We start from the raw sequence: 17,084 nt of genomic DNA, 5'->3' as shown, positions 1-17,084 counted from the left end.
GACCTTTCATTTCTTTTTTCAGAAAGGTTGACTCCTTCTTCTCTCTATCCTTTAAAGGTCACAATGGTAGCGCCACTGCCTCCAGCATTTTGTGGAGCATAGCCGAAACTCTTGACATGCTTGTTTCTTTGCAGGTATTTGGTGACGCCCTCACGGATGACTCCTGTTCCGATACCATGGATAATGTCGACCTGCGCCATGTTATTAAGCAGGGCTTGGTCGATAAAGGCGTCCAGCTCATTCATAGCTTCTTCGTACCGTTTGCCTCGGAGATCCAGTCTGGCTTGCGGACCACGACCAGAAGCACGTTTGACGACATTGACTTGTTTTTTCTTGACTGGGGCTTCTTGCTGAGCCTGAACAAGATCAAATTCTTTCTCTTCCAAGGTCATCTTGATCAAACCAACTTGGGCTTCCCAACGGCCATCCTTGAGCTGATTGGTCAATGTTCCACGTTGGCCATAACTGAGAACCACGATATCATCCCCAACCTTTGGAGCTCGTTTTTTCTTGGCTTTTTGAAGGACCTTGTTTTTAGACAAGTCGACTTTTTCAGGAGCCAGTTTTTTCAGCTCAGCCTTGGCCTCAATGATTTCGTGGGGTTTGAGTTGAGACTTACTGTGGAGGTTTTTCAGGATTTGGTCACTCTCACTTAGCGCTAGTTCCACAATCTCAGCAGCTTGTTCACGCGCCTTGTTAAGCTCAGTTTCTTTTTCACGGTTGAGTTCGTTGTAGAGTTTTTTGAGTGCTCGATTCATCTTGAGATTTTCTTGCTCCACCTCACGGATATTGTCCAAGCGTTTACGGCTTTCAAGTGTTTGCTCTTCCAATTGTTCAATGATACGGTTGACATCATTATCTTGATTAACCTGCTGGCTGGCATCTCCTACGATGACATCTGACAAGCCCAGGCGTTTGGCAATTTCAAAGGCATTGCTTCGACCAGGAACTCCCTGCATAAAGCGATAGGTCGGACGCAGGCTGGCTGTGTCAAACTCCATGCTGGCATTTTGCACAAAGGCTGTCTCAATACCATAAGCCTTGAGTTCTGGATAGTGGGTCGTCGCCATAGTCTTGACCTGACGCAGACGAAGATCCTCCAGAATAGCCATAGCAAGCGCTGCTCCTTCCTGCGGATCGGTACCTGCCCCAAGCTCATCTAGTAACAAGAGCGAGTGCTGGTTGACCTTGCCAAGAATATCTACGATATTGGTCATGTGGCTAGAGAAGGTAGACAAGCTTTGTTCGATAGACTGCTCATCCCCAATATCTGCGAAGATTTCCTCAAAAACACCGACACGGCTTCCCTTGTCAGCTAGAATGGGCAATCCAGATTGGGCCATGAGTTGAGTCAAGCCTAGGGTTTTGAGCATGATGGTCTTCCCACCAGTATTGGGACCTGTAATGACAATAGCTGTTAATTCCTTACCAAATTGTACATCGTTTGCCACTGCATTTTTGACCAAAGGATGGCGAACATGAAGAAGTTGAATCTCTTGATTCTCTGAAAGTTGGGGAACGACTGCTTGTCTTTCTTGAATGAAACGCACCTTGGCACGAATCAAGTCTAAATGGCCGATAATCCAAGCATCATTAGCAATCTCAGCAGCATGAGGACGAACCCGTTCCGATAGTTCCTGCAGGATGCGAATCATCTCATAGCGTTCGTCAGCTCGCAGACTAGCGATTTCTTCGCTCAGCTTGACCACCTCACGTGGCTCGATATAAACCGTATTACCACTGGCAGAGATGTCATGGACAACACCTGCAATCTTATTGCGATAGGTGTTCTTTACTGGTAAAACTTGACGGCCATTTCTGCTAGCGATTATACCTTCCGTCAACATCTGCGCTTTTTGCTTGAGTAAGTCTTGCAAGACATCTCGAACTTGACTCTCGCTATCATGGATTTTCCGACGGATACGTGCTAGTTCTTCGCTGGCAAAATTCTCGATAAATCCTGCATCATTTAGAGCTTGGAGACTTCCTTGCAAGTGTGGAAACTCATGCAGTTTCTCAAACCATCTCGCCAACTGCTCCAAGCGTACGTTTTCTAGATTGTCGTAAAAACTTTGCAACTCTCTGCTAGCAAGCAAGACTCGTTTGAGAAGCAAGAACTCCTCAATATTGAGGTCCGCCCCCATCTCCAGACGCTTGCAGACAGCTGAAAGCTCACGTGTCGCTAGGATAGTAAAGTGAGGTTGCTCCACAAATAGGGCTTGCATTTCCTCCATCTCTGTAAAGGCTTGCTTGATCTTATCCACCTTAGCAGTTGGAGCCAAGCCTTTTAGCTCCTCTAGGCCTTGTTCTGTCAGGAGATGCGGTTCAAACAAGGTTTTGATTTTATTAAATTCTAAGGTTTCTAGTATTTTTGTATTCATATTTTTTCCTTGTATGCTGGTTTAAAAGATTATAGCAACTAGGTGTTTTGACCTAGTCGTCCAATCTGTAAACAAAGGGCTAGGAAAAATCCCGCCCTTTTTATCCGATTAAATTTGTCACCCAGAGTTGTTTGATAAGATTTGTCGTAAAAGGGACACTTTGGATGATGTGTTTGGCTACTGTACTTTTTTCGAGTGAATTTTGAATGACTGCCAGAGGTACTGTTGCAAGGATGGTCAGAGCCATTTGCAAGACAAATAAGGTTACCAATAGAGACAAAACGCCTGATCCGATACGCAACCATTTGACATCAAGCTTTTTAGTTGGAATCAAGTGCAGGAACAAACCGATAAAACGTCCGATAGTGTAGCAAATCCCAAAAACTAGAAGATAGGCTAGACCCGCATAAAAGACCTTGTCTAGATGAAACAGCTGGTCTGAAGGGAAGAAAAAGGTTCCCTGTCCTTCCTGAGGATTGGCATAAGGGACAAGCAAGTGGAAGTGGTCGCCCAGTGATTTATAAAACTGTCCCGCAACAAAGGCTGAAATCACTGCCACGAGGAAATAATAAACTTGCAGGACCAAACCTCTACGGTAGCCGATGTAAAAGCCCCAAGCCAGAACCAATAAGAGTAGGATTGAAATCATAGGGAGTCCTCAATCTTGCTCTGTTCTTGTTTGACAGCAATCAACTTGTGGCGGAGTTCTAACAACTCTTGCTCCTTGTCATCAAATTCAATCTCACGGTTGAGTTGTGTAGATAGACAATTGACCGCCAAAAGAAGCGCAATGGTTTCATCATCTGCCCCAGGCATTTGTTCTTTAATTGCTTGGTACTTTTCAGTCGCAACCTTGGCAATTTCCTCCATGAAGAGGTTGTCATGCTCGGTTGTCAAGGTTAATGTCTTTTTCCCGAATGTAAACTTATATCGATTTAGATTTGCCATAAAATTCACCTCACGATATTATACCAAATTTCGCTAACTTTGTCAGTTTTTACCAATTCTCCTGCTTTTGTGGTACAATAGAGACTATGGCAAGTATCACACTCACACCAAGTGAACAGGAAATTCAGAGCTTTTTAAGTCAGTATCAGAAGGCTCTCAGTCCTAGTAAAAATCCTTATATTCGCTATTTTTTTAGACTGCCTCAGGCAACAGTTTCCATCTATACTTCTGGAAAAGTCCTCCTGCAAGGCGAAGCTGCTGAGCAGTACGCCAGTTTCTTTGGCTATCAAGTTGTAGAGGAAACCAGTGGACAAGATTTTCCTATGATTGGGACCGATGAGGTGGGGAATGGTTCCTACTTTGGTGGGCTGGCTGTCGTGGCTTCCTTTGTGACACCGGACCAGCATGACTTCTTGCGAAAACTCGGCGTAGGGGATTCAAAAACCTTGACTGACCAAAAGATTCGTCAGATTGCCCCTATCCTCAAGGAAAAAATCCAGCATCAAGCACTCCTCCTTTCACCGAGCAAGTACAACGAAGTTATCGGAGAGCGTTACAATGCTGTTTCTGTAAAGGTTGCCCTTCACAATCAGGCTATCTTTCTCCTGCTTCAAAAAGGAGTCCAGCCAGAAAAAATCGTGATTGACGCTTTTACAAGTCCTAAAAACTATGACAAGTACTTGGCGCAAGAAGCCAACCGTTTTCCAAACAAAATTAGCTTAGAAGAAAAAGCCGAGGGCAAATACCTGGCTGTTGCGGTTAGCTCCATCATTGCGCGGGATCTCTTCCTCGAAAACTTGGAAAATCTAGGACGAGAACTGGGCTATCAACTGCCAAGTGGCGCTGGGACTGCATCAGATAAGGTTGCTAGCAAAATCCTTCAGGCCTATGGCATGAAGGGACTTCATTTCTGTGCCAAACTGCATTTTAAAAACACTGAAAAAGCAAAAAAACTTCTATAGAGGTAAACCATGAACTATTTAAAATCATTTATAAAAGAATGGGGAGTCATCTTCCTGGTTATCGCACTGGTAGGTCTTAGCCGCATCTTCCTTTGGAGCAATGTCCGTGTGGAAGGACATTCGATGGACCCTACCCTAGCCGACGGAGAAGTTCTCTTCGTTGTTAAACACCTCCCAATTGACCGCTTCGACATCGTGGTTGCGCATGAGGAAGACGGAAATAAAGACATTGTCAAAAGGGTTATCGGCATGCCTGGTGATACCATCCGCTACGAAAATGACAAACTCTTTATCAACGGTGAAGAAACGAATGAACCTTACCTAGCTGAATATCTCAACTTGTTCAAAACAGAAAAGTTGCAAAACACCTATACTGGCAAAGGATTTGAAGGCAATAAGGGAGTTTACTTTAGAGAACTTGCTCAAAAAGCACAAGCCTTTACGGTTGATGTCAATTCCAATACCAGCTTCAGCTTTACTGTCCCTCAAGGTGAGTACCTTCTCCTTGGTGACGATCGTCTAGTCTCTAGCGACAGCCGCCACGTTGGTACCTTTAAGGCCAGCGATATAAAAGGTGAAGCAAAATTCCGTTTCTGGCCACTTAACCGTATCGGAACATTTTAAGATAAGGAAGAGGCCGAGAATGCTAAGTCTCAGTCTCTTTTTCTATTGCGAGAGAAAACCTTAAAGTAATCTAGCTTTTCAAAGTGGCTAAGGGTCCAACTCTCACGAACTCATGTAAAGGAAACCTATGGAAGTTTATTTTTCAGGCACCATTGAACGGATTATTTTTGAAAATCCCAGTAATTTTTATCGCATTCTCCTCCTAGATATCGAAGATACGGACGCGGAGGACTTTGACGATTTTGAAATCATCGTTACAGGAACCATGGCGGACGTGATTGAAGGGGAAGACTACACTTTTTGGGGGCAAATCGTTCAGCACTCCAAGTATGGGGTACAGCTTCAGATCAACCGTTATGAACGCGCAAAACCAACTAGCAAGGGCCTCGTCAAGTACTTTTCTAGCAGTCATTTCAAGGGAATTGGTCTCAAAACGGCCCAAAAAATCGTTGATAGCTATGGTGACAATACCATTGATGAAATTCTGGAACATCCTGAAAAGCTAGAAGGCATCTCAGGACTCTCTGCCAAAAACCGTGAGGCTTTTGTTTCTACCCTTCGTCTCAACTATGGGACAGAAATGGTCTTGGCTAAACTTGCCAACTACGGCATTCCCAATAAACTGGCCTTTCAGATTCAAGACTTTTACAAGGAAGAAACGCTAGATATTGTCGAAAACTATCCCTACCAACTGGTTGAGGATATCAAGGGTTTGGGCTTTACCATTGCTGACCAATTAGCTGCCGAACTAGGCATCGAAAGTCAAGCTCCCGAGCGCTTCCGTGCTGGCCTTGTCCATAGTCTCTTTCAAGGTTGTATGGATACAGGCGATACCTATATGGAAGCCCGAGATTTGCTGGAACAAACCCTGACTCTTCTCGAATCTTCCCGTCCCGTGGAACTGGATCCCAGCCAAGTAGCTCAGGAATTATCTCATCTAATTGAAGAGGACAAGGTTCAGCAGATTGATACCAAAATCTTTGATAACAGCCTCTTTTTCGCTGAAGAAGGCATTCGCAGTCACTTAGTTCGTATCCTTGAAAAAGGAAAGCAGAAAAGTCAGGATTTGGAAACCATTCAAAAGCATATCTCCAGTGTTGAGGAAGAGCTTGGTATCCAGTACGATACCATTCAAAAACAGGCTATCTGCGACGCTATCCAGAACAAGGTCTTTATCCTAACAGGTGGACCTGGTACTGGTAAGACGACTGTTATCAATGGAATTATCGCTGTTTATGCACTTTTAGAAGGACTTGACCTCAGGAAGAAAAGCAATCTGCCGATTCTTCTAGCTGCTCCAACTGGTCGAGCGGCTCGGCGCATGAATGAATTGACAGGTTTGCCTAGCGCGACCATACACCGTCATTTGGGAATGACGGGTGACGATGATACCAGCCATCTGGAAGATTATCTGGATGCCGACTTTATCATCGTGGATGAGTTTTCTATGGTGGACACTTGGCTAGCTAACCAACTCTTCTCCAACATCTCTTCTAACAGTAAAATACTCATCGTGGGAGACAGTGACCAGTTGCCTTCTGTTAGTCCCGGACAAGTCCTTGCTGACCTGCTCCAGATACCCCTGATTCCGCAGACTTGTTTGGAACGGATTTACCGTCAGAGCGAAGAATCAACTATCGTTACCTTGGCGAGTCAGATTCGACAAGGCATCTTGCCAGCTGACTTTACCCAGAAAAAAGCTGACCGTTCCTACTTTGAAATCGCTAGTGGCCATATCCCAGCTACCATTGAGAAAATCCTCGGCGCTGCCCTCAGAAGTGGCATTCCGGCTCGCGATATTCAGGTGCTAGCGCCTATGTATCGAGGAACTGCTGGTATTGACGCCATCAACCAACTCATGCAAGACCTGCTCAATCCTCAGCAAAAGGGGCAAGTTAGCTTTGAAGCAACTCAGTGTCACTATCGAACAGGGGACAAGGTTATTCACCTAGTCAACGACGCTGAAGTCAATGTCTTTAATGGGGACCTAGGCTACATCACAGACCTAATTCCTGGTAAATACACCGAGTCCAAACAAGACGAGATTGTCATTGATTTTGATGGCAATGAAGTCGTCTACTCACGTAATGAATGGTACAAGATTCGACTAGCCTACGCCATGAGTATTCATAAGTCTCAGGGAAGTGAGTTTCCTGTTGTCATCCTGCCCATCACCAGTGCTAGCAAGCGCATGCTGGAGCGAAATCTCATCTACACAGCTATCACACGGGCCAAGAGCAAGCTCATCCTTCTCGGTGAATTACAGGCCTTTGACTATGCAGTCAAGCATATCGGGACTGCTCGCAAGACCTATCTGATTGAGCGTTTCAGTGATTTAATTGAAACTAATATTGAAAAAAGTAAACAAGCCTTCTCTGAAACTGCCACACCAAGTGACTCTGAACAATCCTACATCCTCACCGAAGAAAACTGGTCTAGTATTCCAGCCATGATTGGGATTACAGATGCGGACTTAAAAGAGATTTTTGGAAAATAGTGCATCAGAAAACCCACCTAGTCAGGTGGGCTTTTTCTCTTTTAAGATTATTTTACTGTTGCAGTGCTTGTGATCAATTCAATAGCTTTTTTGATAGTGATATCGTGTTTCAACATGTCAGCTGAAAGCAAGTTTTGTACTTGTGCAACTTCCATGTTGTAGTCTGCTGCCAATTGCTCGATTTCTTTTTGGATTTCTTCTTCTGAAGCGTCAAATCCTTCAGCTTTGGCAACTGCTTCGATAACAAGGTTAGTCTTCGTACGTGACTCAGCTTCTGCTTCGTATTGTTTGTGAAGGTCTTCTTGAGTAGTTCCTGTGATTTGGAAGTACATGTCAGGGTTGATACCTTGACGTTGCAAGTTTCCAAGGAATTCATTTACTGAACGGTGAACTTCTTCGTGGATCATTTCTTCTGGAAGTTCTACGATTTCAGCGTTTTCTACAGCTTTATCAATTGCTGCGCCTTCAACGGCGTCTTTGTATGCTTCTTCTTTCGCAGCAGTCAATTCTTTGCGGTATTTTTCTTTCAATTCGTCAAGAGTTTCCACTTCTTCGTCGATGTCTTTTGCAAGTTCATCATCAAGAGCTGGAACTTCTTTTGCTTTTACTTCGTGGATAGTTGTCACGAATTTAGCTTCTTTACCTGCAAGGTCCTCTGCTTGGTAGTCTTCTGGGAATGTTACAACTACATCAACAGTGTCGCCAGCTGAGTGTCCAATCAATTGGTCTTCAAAACCAGGGATAAATTGACCTGATCCAAGTCCAAGTGAGAAGTTTTCACCTTTTCCACCGTCAAATTCAACACCGTCGATAGAACCAACGAAGTCAATCACAACAGTGTCGCCATTTTCAGCAGCGCCTTCTTTGATAACCAATTCAGCCAAGTTGTTGCGTTCGCGTTCGATACGTTCTTCAACGTCAGCGTCTGTCACTTCTTTTTCTACATCCACTGATACTTCAAGGTTTTTGTAGTCACCCAATTTTACTTCAGGTTTTGTCACGACTTCAGCTGTGATAACCCAGTCTTGACCTTTTTCCATTGAAGTCACATCGATTTTTGGTTGCGCAACAACTTCAAGACCAGCTTCTTTTACTGCAGCTTCATAAGCGTTTGGCAAAAGTGCGTTCATTGCATCTTGATAAAGAGCTTCTTCACCAAATTTTTGGTCGAAGATAGGGCGTGGAAGGTGACCTTTACGGAAACCAGGAACGTTAAGAGTTTTCTTTACTGAGTTAAATACACGGTCCAATTCTGGTTTGATTTGGTCTTGAGAGATTGTGAAAGTCAAGACACCACGGTTTGTTTCTTTGTTTTCAAATGATACAGACATTCTGTCATTTCTCCTTAAAATTTTTAATACAGTACATTATACCATATGACAGCGACTTTTTTCAAGTAATGAATGCGCTTTTCAATAGTGCTAGAGGTACTTGCTCGCTTCTCTGATACTAAGTTCAGACATTCTCTTCTTATTTTGTTCAATAAAACGCGCTACCCATTCAGGATTGGTTTTAGAGTAGTCTCTTAGAGCCCAGCCGATGGCTTTGTTGATAAAAAATTCTGTCTGGTCCAGATTGTTGACCAGGATCTTTTCCATCAGTTGGACATTTGTTTTTTCTTTTCTTAACAACTGGTGGTCAATAGCGACTCGCCTCAACCAGATATTGTCTGATAGGCTCCATTTTAAAATCACTTCTTCAAGTTCCGGATGGTTAGCCACTAAACTTCCTACTACTCGATCTAGGATATCTACCGTGTCCCACCAGGACTTGGTCACGACCAGACGCTCAAGTTTAGGCAAATCGTCCTTCGTTAGATAAGACTGCATGGCTTTCAAATAGTTGGCAGCCACATATTGGTATTCTCTAGGTTCCTTTTCCCAGCAAGTGTCTACAAAATCCCAATCGATCATCTTTGTTTTTTTCGCGCTTAGAAAATATTTTCTATAGAGCGCATTTCTTTCAGGACCTGCAATCCCTAAAAAGGGAAATTGATAGCGCATATAGGCTTCCATTGGGCCTGCTTTCTCAGGGTCTTTTGCTGCTTCTAGCTCCCCAAGTAAATCTGCAAGACTCATCTAAAAGTCCTCCTGCCCGACCAAGTGGTGCTGAAAGGCATAGACCGCCGCCTGGGTGCGATCGCTGACCTCAAGCTTGGCTAGGATGTTGGACACATGGGTCTTGACTGTCTTGAGAGAGATGAAGAGTTCATCTGCAATCCGCTGATTTTCGTAGCCCTTGGCGATGAGTTGAAGTACGTCTCGCTCACGCGCAGTCAATTCCTCATGAAGTTCCATATGATTGCGGTGGTATTCAACCTTCTTGCTGACCTCTTGTTCAATAGCAAGCTCTCCAGCAGCCACCTTGCGAACTGCATGGAGCAGTTCGTCTGCACTAGAAGTCTTGAGCATATAACCTTTGGCACCCGCATTCAAGACCGGCATGATTTTTTCATTGTCCAAGTAAGAAGTTACAATCAAAATCTTGGCTTCGGGCCATTCTTTGAGGATGGCTAAGGTCGCGTCAATCCCATTCATCTCAGGCATGACGATATCCATGACAATGACATCTGGACGCAGTTTCAAGGCCAAGTCAATACCTTGAGCCCCATTGGCAGCCTCGCCCACAACTTCCACATCGTCTTGGAGATCAAAATAGCTTTTCAAGCCCAATCGAACCATTTCATGGTCATCTACCAGTAAAATTTTCATCTCTACTCCTTTATGATTCCTTGTCTAGCAGGGGAATACGGATATCAACTGACAGTCCTTGCTTGGGAGCTGTCAAGAGTTGAACCGTTCCTGCCATATCTTCGACCCGCTCCTTGATATTTCGCAGTCCATAACTCAAGTCATCTAAACTCCCCAACTGGAAACCAATTCCATTGTCCACCACCTTCAGCTGCAATTCTACCTCTGTCTGATAGAGGTAGACATCTAAGCAAGATGCCTGGGCATGGCGAAGGGTATTGCTGATCAACTCCTGAAGAATGCGGAAGATATGTTCTTCGATTTTCTTAGGCAATTTAGACACATTTTGCTTGAGACTGACCTTGAGGTCACTCTTGTCCTCAAGCTCTTTTAAGAGGATTTGAATCCCCTCAATCAAACTCTTCTCTTCCAACTCGACTGGTCGCAAATGTAGGAGCAAGACCCGCAAATCCTTTTGGGCTGTCTCTAGGATGGCCGCGACACTTTGCAACTGGGTCTGCATCTTTTCTCTATCCAGCTTCAAAGCCTGCTGGCTGACACCTGATAAAATCATATGGGCTGCAAACAACTCCTGACTAACTGTATCGTGCAAGTCACGTGCTATCCGCTTCCGTTCTTTCTCGATGATTGCTTCTTCCTTGACCAGGCTTTGATTTTCAGCCTTTTGAACAGCCTCTGTCAAGAGGTTGAGCTTGCCAGACAAGGACTTAAAACTGACATCCAAGTCTGGATCTGCAAAGGAAACTACCTCTTTTCCTGCTAGCAGTCGCTTGAGATTGGCTTGCATTTTTCTGCGAGAGACTTCTTCTATCACGCGCCAAAAGAGGACAAAAAAGAAGGTCATGGAAAGGCTAAAGACCAAGATCAAGAAGATGAGTTTCTCTGTTTTCTCGATATCCTGTAGCAAATAGGACCAATCAAGATTTAGAATATCAAGCAGACTATTAGCCAAAAAGAGAATAAAGAGGAGTGAAGTCAGGCCGATTAACAGATAAGATTGCTTTTTCATCCTCTGACCACCTCCACATCGCCAACCATAGTAGTTAGGAAAATCTTGACACTCTTGTTACTCTTGAGGTAGTCTCTGGTTTCCTGATGATAGTGCTCATTACGGAGGGCCCGCTTGGGTTGATTGAGGAAAGTTAGATCTCCATAGAGGCAGTTGACACTGAGGCTGATTTCCACATCTACAGGTACGATAATCCTAGTCGTTCCCACCATCTTTCTAAGGATAATGACATTGTCATGATTGGTTAGGATAACTCTTTCTAGATGAATGGTGTCCTTGCCCATGAGGCGAAAGAGGTTGATATCGTCAAACTGGCAGGTCTGGTGGCTAGAAAAATGATGGAGATTGCCAAACCAAGGATTGCGTTCATTTTTAACCGTTACCACCTCTTCAAAGACCAAGTCGGTCTCCTCTCTTTCTTGATTCATCATCGGATAGAGAAGAAAGAGACTATAGATAACTGCCACAAAGATAGCTAATATCACAAAGGGATTGAGCATGACGATGAAAAAGAAAAGAATAGTCGTCACAAGGAGGAAAACGTTGTTGCCCTCTTTACCTGTATAATAGCGGAGCAAGAGCAAAAAGAGGAATAGAATCAGCAAAAAACGCGAAAAATGCTCTGATACCATCAAAATCAGAGCTCCCGTCAATAGACAGGCTTCGATAAATAAAAAGATTTGAAATTTTTTCATAGATGCATCCTCTCCCTTCTATTTTATCACAATTCAAAAAAGTCACCTCGGTCTGAGGATGGAAAAAGGCGATTGGACAGAAATCGCTCCTACAAGCTAGGTTCTTTCAGCCCGCTACAGTTGACAAAAGGCTACAAAAAAGGGCGGGATTCTTGTCCCGACCTCTCTACATCTGATCTTTTGCTTCTTTTAGTTTGCCGTAAAGAATATAGTCTACGCTTTGCAGATCCGCTATGGTGGCACAATTAAGGGCACACATGATCAAACGCAGATCTTCTTTCCAGCCTTGGACAATGCTAATCACTTCTTCGACTGTGTAGGTTTCAATCAACTCTAGAACGGTACGTGACAGTCCTACAGCCTTGGCACCAAAAACCAAGCACTTAATCATATCAAGAGGATTTCGAACCCCTCCACTAACCAAAAGTTCGATCTTTTCTTTCCAGGTTTGGGCATTGAGAAGGGCCTGCATAGTAGACTGGCCCCATTGATTGAGGTAGTCACGTTGGCCACTGCGACGGTTTTCAATATAGGCAAAGCTGGTGCCACCACGACCTGACAGGTCAACCGTTCGAACACCCAGTTCATAGGCTCTCTCGATGGTCTTCACATCCATCCCAAAGCCCACTTCCTTTAGAACAATAGGAACGGGGATTTGCTTGCTATAGTCTGCCAGATGCGATTGCCAGCTTCGAAACTTTCTTTCTCCCTCGGGCATGAGTAATTCCTGCATGACATTAACATGCACTTGGAGGAGAAGAGGATTCATCGCTTCTACAGTCTGAAGTCCCAACTCAACAGGCTTGTCCAATCCAATATTGGTTCCTAGAAGGAGATTTGGATGGCTAGATTTGACAGAAAAAGAATCATCTGTTGGATCTTTGAGGGCTGCGCTATAAGAGCCCGTCACAAACAAAATCCCACAGGCTTCTGCCACCTGAGCCAGCTTTTGATTGATTTCTCTCCCCTTATCGCTTCCACCTGTCATGGCATTGATATAAAAAGGAAAGTCCCACTTTCGACCTGCAAACTCTGTAGACAAATCAATCTCATCCAGGTCATAAAGAGGCAGGGAAGAATGAATCAACTCCACCTCATCAAAGCTATTATAGGAACTTTTCTGCTCAAGGGCATAGCGGATGTGCTCGTCCTTACGATTTGTCGTCATGTCCTATCCTTTCTTGGTATAAGAGCTCAATCCCCAGATCGGCCCAGCGATTTTTTAGGGTTTCAGTTGATTGCACATCAAAGCTCAAGGCAATGCCACAGTCACCACCACCAGCCCCACTACTCTTGGCAACAGCCTGCAAATCTTGACTGGCTTCTTTCAACTGTCTCAGCGAAGGTGTGTAAATATCTGAGCTCAAACCTTCTAAAAGCTGGCTGGCTGTTTCCACCTGCTCGATAATTTTTTCTGCATTCCCCTGCTCCAGGGCTTCTACCAAAGCAGATACCGTTGCTTTTGAGGAAGTTAAAAATTTCTGGCCTATGTTTTGCTTGATTTGCTTAACCATTTGACTCGATACGGCCACTTGCTTGGTCCATCCCACTAGGAAATCACATTCTAGGGCAGGTTGTACGTGTGAGATAGAAAAGCCCCAGTCACGCTCCAAAACTGTTGCCAAGCTTACTTCTTTCAGCCAAGCAGCTATCTTCTTTCGATCAAAAGACTGGTAGAGAACCAAATCCTCTGCCACAATACAGGCAAGGTCTCCCATAGAGCCATTGTCGCCTCGCTTGAGCAAGACCGCGCTAGCCAACTTGAACAAGAATTCCGGATCAACTGTAATATCATATAGAGCCAGCAGGGCCTTGATCACCAAGACAACGACGCTACCGCTAGAACCCAGACCAAACTTTTTGCCTTCCCGTTCCATTTTTCCACGGATTTCCAAGAAAAAAGGTCGCAAAGTCTGACCACGAACAGCGAGGAAGTCATTCAGCAAAGCAATTGTTTCTTGAATCAAGCTGTAATCAGGATTGGGCGTCAAGTCCACTGCGAAATCAAACAGATCTGAGTAGATACAATAGTTCTCAGAAAAAGCAATCTCAGCCTTCATATAGATGGGGATGGCCTTTATCAAGGCTAACTGCCCTGGCTCTAGAATAGCATACTCACCTACCCAATAGAGTTTCCCGCAAGTTTTAACAGCAATCATCTTGGCTCAAATCCTTTGTTTTTGACACAATCAGGCGGTAACGTTGACCGAAGATTTCTGATAGATGATCCAAATCTTTCTCTTGACAGAGGACCTTGACATTGGGACCGGCATCCATGGTAAAGTAACAGGCTTCACCTTGCTCACGAAGCTGGCGAACAAAGTCCATGGCTTCATAGGAAGCATCCGTTAGATAAGAAAAGGCTGGACTAGCAGTCTTGGTCGTAGCGTGCATGGCTAAGGCATTTTTCTCCGTTAATTCCCCAACCTTTGCAAAGTTATTCTCTTTGAGATAAAGCAGCATATCTTGATAATCTTTCTCAGACTGGCGCACCCAGTCGTCAAAAGTCGTCGAGGTTTCCACACAGAGTTTCATCCCATCACGGCTAGAAATTGGTTTTTTCTTATCCTCTAGCACCAACATAATCATAGCTAGTTTCAAGTCTGTCTCTACAGGGTAGATTTTCCCACTATCCTTGTCCCAAGCACCGAGTGGTCCATAAAAACTGCGAGAGGATGAACCTGAAGCAAACTTAGCCTCCTGCGCCAACTGACTCCGATTCAAACCAAGCTGGAAATAAGCATTGCAGGCCTTGACCAAGGCGGACAAACCACTGGAACTGGAAGACAGACCCGCCGCGGTCGGCATGTTGTTTTGGGTATCGATACGGACAAAACCCTCACCTTCTGGACGGTAGCGGTCGATAATCTTGCTCATCTTGGCATGCTCCGCCTCATTTTGTAGCTGACCATTGATATAAAAGGCATCCGCCGTCGCATGGGCTGGTAGAGGCGACAAGGTCGTCTCTGTATACATATTTTCCAAAGTCAGAGAGATACTGCTAGTAGCAGGAACCATCTCTTTCTCTTTTTTCTTTCCCCAGTATTTGATAATGGCAATATTTGCGTAGGAACGTACTGTTACAGGCTTTCGATCCATGTCTGAACAGCTCCTTTCTCTTCTAATCGTTTTGCTAGTTCTTGTGCTTGATCCAGATTGGCTACCAAGGCAATGATACAACCTCCTAGGCCACCACCACTCATCTTGGCACCCAGAGCACCGTCGCTCAGAGCCGTTTCAACGAGGGAGTCTGCCTCAGGGCTGCTGACACCAATTTCTTTTAAATGTAGATGCGCTTGACTGAGGATTTGTCCCAGTCTTTCAGCATCTTTTCGTCTAATCGCATCTTCTGCCTGCTGGGTCAATTCTCCCAAGGCATGCAAAAACGGTAGGGCATCCTTCCCCATACTTTGAACCACTTGGATGGCTTCACGAGTGTGGCCATACACACCTGTATCAGCAATCACCAAATAGGCAGATAGATTCATCTCAAGCTCTGTAAATCCAAGGTTCTTGATAAAGCGAATGGGTTGGTCACTGAGACAGGTCTTGGCATCCAAACCGCTTGGATTCATATGGGCAATCATCTCAGCCTGATTGACCAAGATTTCTAGCACATCGTGAGGCAGGTCGGCTTGGTAGTAGTCAAATACCGCACGAATGGCCGCTATGCTGATAGCCGCTGACGAACCCATCCCCCGTTTTTCAGGGATAGCCGAGTCAATCACACATCGAATGCAGGCTTCTTTGATATCCAAATACTCCAGCGAGGCATAAACCGCCATGGACAAGGTATCCTCCTCATAAAGACGCCATGGACTTTCAGCAGGGACCACCTTACAGGTCACCTCCACCTCTATGAGAGGCAAGGAAATGGCAGGATAGCCGTATACAACAGCGTGCTCTCCTATTAAAATAATCTTACTATGTGCCTGACCGACACCAACTTTTTTTGTCATGTTTTCCTTTAACCAGACGAAAAGACCGTCTCATTTCATACAGTAGTATTTTCTCCTATCTATTTTATTATATTTTCACAAAAAAAGCGATTGTTTCCTTCACAATCGCCTCTTTCATTATTGAACCCATTCGCCATTATAGTTGACGTAGTAGCCATCTACAGTGGTATTCACTGCTAAAGCACCTGAGCTATAAGCATAGTACCATTTGCCATTGACTTGGAACCAACCTGTCTTCATATCTCCATTACTTGCATTGAGGTAGTACCAAGTTGAGCCGTCTTGAAGCCAGCCGGTTGCCATAGTTCCTGATGAACGGAGATAGTACCACTTGTTACCAACATAAGCCCAACCTGTCTTCATATCACCATTTTGAGCATCTAGATAATACCAAGATGAGCCTACCTGATACCAGCCAGTCGCCATTGCTCCTGATGAACGAAGGTAGTACCACTTATTGCCAAGTTGCTGCCAACCAGTTTGCATGATGCCAGTTGTTGGATCTAAGTAGTACCATGGAGCAGGTTTGCTTCTATCAATGCCAAAAGTAACATGGAAATCTTGAGTCCAACCCTTAGCAACTTCACCAATTGGTAGTGGATTGTAAGAATCATCGCCAGAAATTCCTAACTTATTTAAATAATACCAATTGCCGTCTTCATAAGTCCAGCCTGTCTTTACAGCATAATTATTATCAAAATAATAAGTTCTCTTTTCAGCAGATGGAGTATATTGTTCACCGTATACTTTTCCTGTATTTTCAGACGTTTTTGCCTCTAGTACTTGTTTATCTGTTTGTTCTAGCAAAGCACCATCTTGTCCAAAATAGTACCACTTCTGTTGAAGGCCAATTTCTAAGACTGGACGATTATTAAATAAATTATCACGATAACCTGTTCCATGAATTTCTACGTATTGCCAACCGACAACCATCTCTCCTCTATCACCAAAATAGTAAGTTTTACCGTCTATTTTATGCCAATAGATTGCTTTATGATCATCTTTTATATAATATTTTCTATTATCCTTATCAACAAACTGTCCACCCGTGGTATCTGCAGATACAGTATTTGTCGCTAGCAAACCAAAGAAAAATGTTGCTAGTGCGACTTGCATCATTTTTTTCAAAAGCTTCATTTGTATATCCTCCAACATTAAATCCACTCACCAGATGAAGCAAAGTTATAAACTTTACCATCGATAGTTTGGCTACCTGTAACCATTGCTCCAGAGGAATTGAGATAATACCAGTTTCCATTTACTTTTGTCCAACCTGTCTTCATATCTCCATTACTTGC

At 44.1% G+C, this 17,084-nt stretch carries 16 protein-coding genes and 1 pseudogene; 3 read left to right on the top strand and 14 right to left on the bottom strand.

What is annotated here, in order from left to right; all coding sequences use genetic code 11:
* Positions 1-44: 44 nt before the first annotated feature.
* The 3 genes from HMPREF2655_RS04725 to zapA all read right to left on the bottom strand — a co-directional run bounded on the left by HMPREF2655_RS04725 (position 45) and on the right by zapA (position 3,329).
* A complete protein-coding gene (locus tag HMPREF2655_RS04725) occupies positions 45-2,381 on the bottom strand; it encodes an endonuclease MutS2 (protein WP_070837898.1) in 2,337 nt (778 codons plus the stop codon).
* A gap of 100 nt (positions 2,382-2,481) precedes the next feature.
* The gene (locus tag HMPREF2655_RS04720; protein ID WP_000623540.1) at positions 2,482-3,030 is read right to left on the bottom strand and encodes a CvpA family protein; all 549 of its coding nucleotides are present in this window, start codon (positions 3,028-3,030) and stop codon (positions 2,482-2,484) included.
* Positions 3,027-3,329, bottom strand: coding sequence for a cell division protein ZapA (gene zapA / locus HMPREF2655_RS04715; RefSeq protein WP_000002028.1), 303 nt, complete (start codon positions 3,327-3,329; stop codon positions 3,027-3,029). Before zapA ends, HMPREF2655_RS04720 begins: the two co-directional genes overlap by 4 nt.
* Before the next feature lie 86 nt (positions 3,330-3,415).
* Between zapA and rnhC the strand changes: the two genes are divergently transcribed.
* From rnhC to HMPREF2655_RS04700, 3 genes are all read left to right on the top strand, one after another.
* Positions 3,416-4,291, top strand: a complete 876-nt coding sequence (gene rnhC / locus HMPREF2655_RS04710) for a ribonuclease HIII (protein ID WP_070837896.1) — start codon at positions 3,416-3,418, stop codon at positions 4,289-4,291.
* Between the two features lie 9 nt (positions 4,292-4,300).
* Positions 4,301-4,915 carry a signal peptidase I gene (lepB, locus tag HMPREF2655_RS04705; protein WP_001108432.1) on the top strand — a complete coding sequence of 205 codons (615 nt, stop codon included), beginning with the start codon at positions 4,301-4,303 and terminating at the stop codon, positions 4,913-4,915.
* Between the two features lie 127 nt (positions 4,916-5,042).
* Positions 5,043-7,412, top strand: a complete 2,370-nt coding sequence (locus HMPREF2655_RS04700; RefSeq protein WP_070837894.1) for an SF1B family DNA helicase RecD2 — start codon at positions 5,043-5,045, stop codon at positions 7,410-7,412.
* Positions 7,413-7,459: 47 nt separating this feature from the next.
* On the opposite strand, the gene tig is transcribed toward HMPREF2655_RS04700, so the two are convergent.
* From tig to HMPREF2655_RS10000, 11 genes and pseudogenes are all read right to left on the bottom strand, one after another.
* On the bottom strand, positions 7,460-8,743 hold the full coding sequence (gene tig, locus HMPREF2655_RS04695; protein ID WP_070837892.1) for a trigger factor: 1,284 nt from the start codon (positions 8,741-8,743) through the stop codon (positions 7,460-7,462).
* A 90-nt stretch (positions 8,744-8,833) separates the two neighbouring features.
* A complete protein-coding gene (locus tag HMPREF2655_RS04690) occupies positions 8,834-9,490 on the bottom strand; it encodes a DNA alkylation repair protein (protein ID WP_070837890.1) in 657 nt (218 codons plus the stop codon).
* On the bottom strand, positions 9,491-10,123 hold the full coding sequence (locus HMPREF2655_RS04685; protein WP_000698407.1) for a response regulator transcription factor: 633 nt from the start codon (positions 10,121-10,123) through the stop codon (positions 9,491-9,493). It lies immediately after the preceding gene.
* Positions 10,124-10,133: 10 nt separating this feature from the next.
* The gene (locus HMPREF2655_RS04680; RefSeq protein WP_070837887.1) at positions 10,134-11,132 is read right to left on the bottom strand and encodes an envelope stress sensor histidine kinase LiaS; all 999 of its coding nucleotides are present in this window, start codon (positions 11,130-11,132) and stop codon (positions 10,134-10,136) included.
* Positions 11,129-11,827 carry a cell wall-active antibiotics response protein LiaF gene (liaF, locus tag HMPREF2655_RS04675; protein WP_000714492.1) on the bottom strand — a complete coding sequence of 233 codons (699 nt, stop codon included), beginning with the start codon at positions 11,825-11,827 and terminating at the stop codon, positions 11,129-11,131. The genes HMPREF2655_RS04680 and liaF overlap by 4 nt, the downstream gene beginning before the upstream one ends.
* A 166-nt stretch (positions 11,828-11,993) precedes the next feature.
* Positions 11,994-12,995 carry a type 2 isopentenyl-diphosphate Delta-isomerase gene (fni, locus tag HMPREF2655_RS04670; protein WP_070837885.1) on the bottom strand — a complete coding sequence of 334 codons (1,002 nt, stop codon included), beginning with the start codon at positions 12,993-12,995 and terminating at the stop codon, positions 11,994-11,996.
* Positions 12,979-13,986: a phosphomevalonate kinase gene (locus HMPREF2655_RS04665; RefSeq protein ID WP_070837883.1), complete on the bottom strand. Its 1,008-nt coding sequence runs from the start codon at positions 13,984-13,986 to the stop codon at positions 12,979-12,981. The genes fni and HMPREF2655_RS04665 overlap by 17 nt, the downstream gene beginning before the upstream one ends.
* Complete coding sequence (gene mvaD / locus HMPREF2655_RS04660; protein WP_070800118.1) at positions 13,973-14,926, bottom strand: diphosphomevalonate decarboxylase; 954 nt, start codon at positions 14,924-14,926, stop codon at positions 13,973-13,975. Before mvaD ends, HMPREF2655_RS04665 begins: the two co-directional genes overlap by 14 nt.
* Positions 14,908-15,786, bottom strand: coding sequence for a mevalonate kinase (mvk, locus tag HMPREF2655_RS04655; protein WP_070837881.1), 879 nt, complete (start codon positions 15,784-15,786; stop codon positions 14,908-14,910). Before mvk ends, mvaD begins: the two co-directional genes overlap by 19 nt.
* Before the next feature lie 117 nt (positions 15,787-15,903).
* On the bottom strand, positions 15,904-16,923 hold the full coding sequence (cbpC, locus tag HMPREF2655_RS04650; protein WP_000771069.1) for a choline-binding protein CbpC: 1,020 nt from the start codon (positions 16,921-16,923) through the stop codon (positions 15,904-15,906).
* A 17-nt stretch (positions 16,924-16,940) separates the two neighbouring features.
* A pseudogene (locus HMPREF2655_RS10000) lies at positions 16,941-17,084 on the bottom strand (N-acetylmuramoyl-L-alanine amidase family protein); the annotation flags it as partial.

The sequence above is a fragment of the Streptococcus sp. HMSC066F01 genome (genome assembly GCF_001837335.1).
GTDB lineage: Bacteria > Bacillota > Bacilli > Lactobacillales > Streptococcaceae > Streptococcus > Streptococcus oralis_S.
The sequence above is the reverse complement of the archived record's forward strand: the minus strand, read 5'-3'. Positions and strand labels throughout refer to the sequence as shown.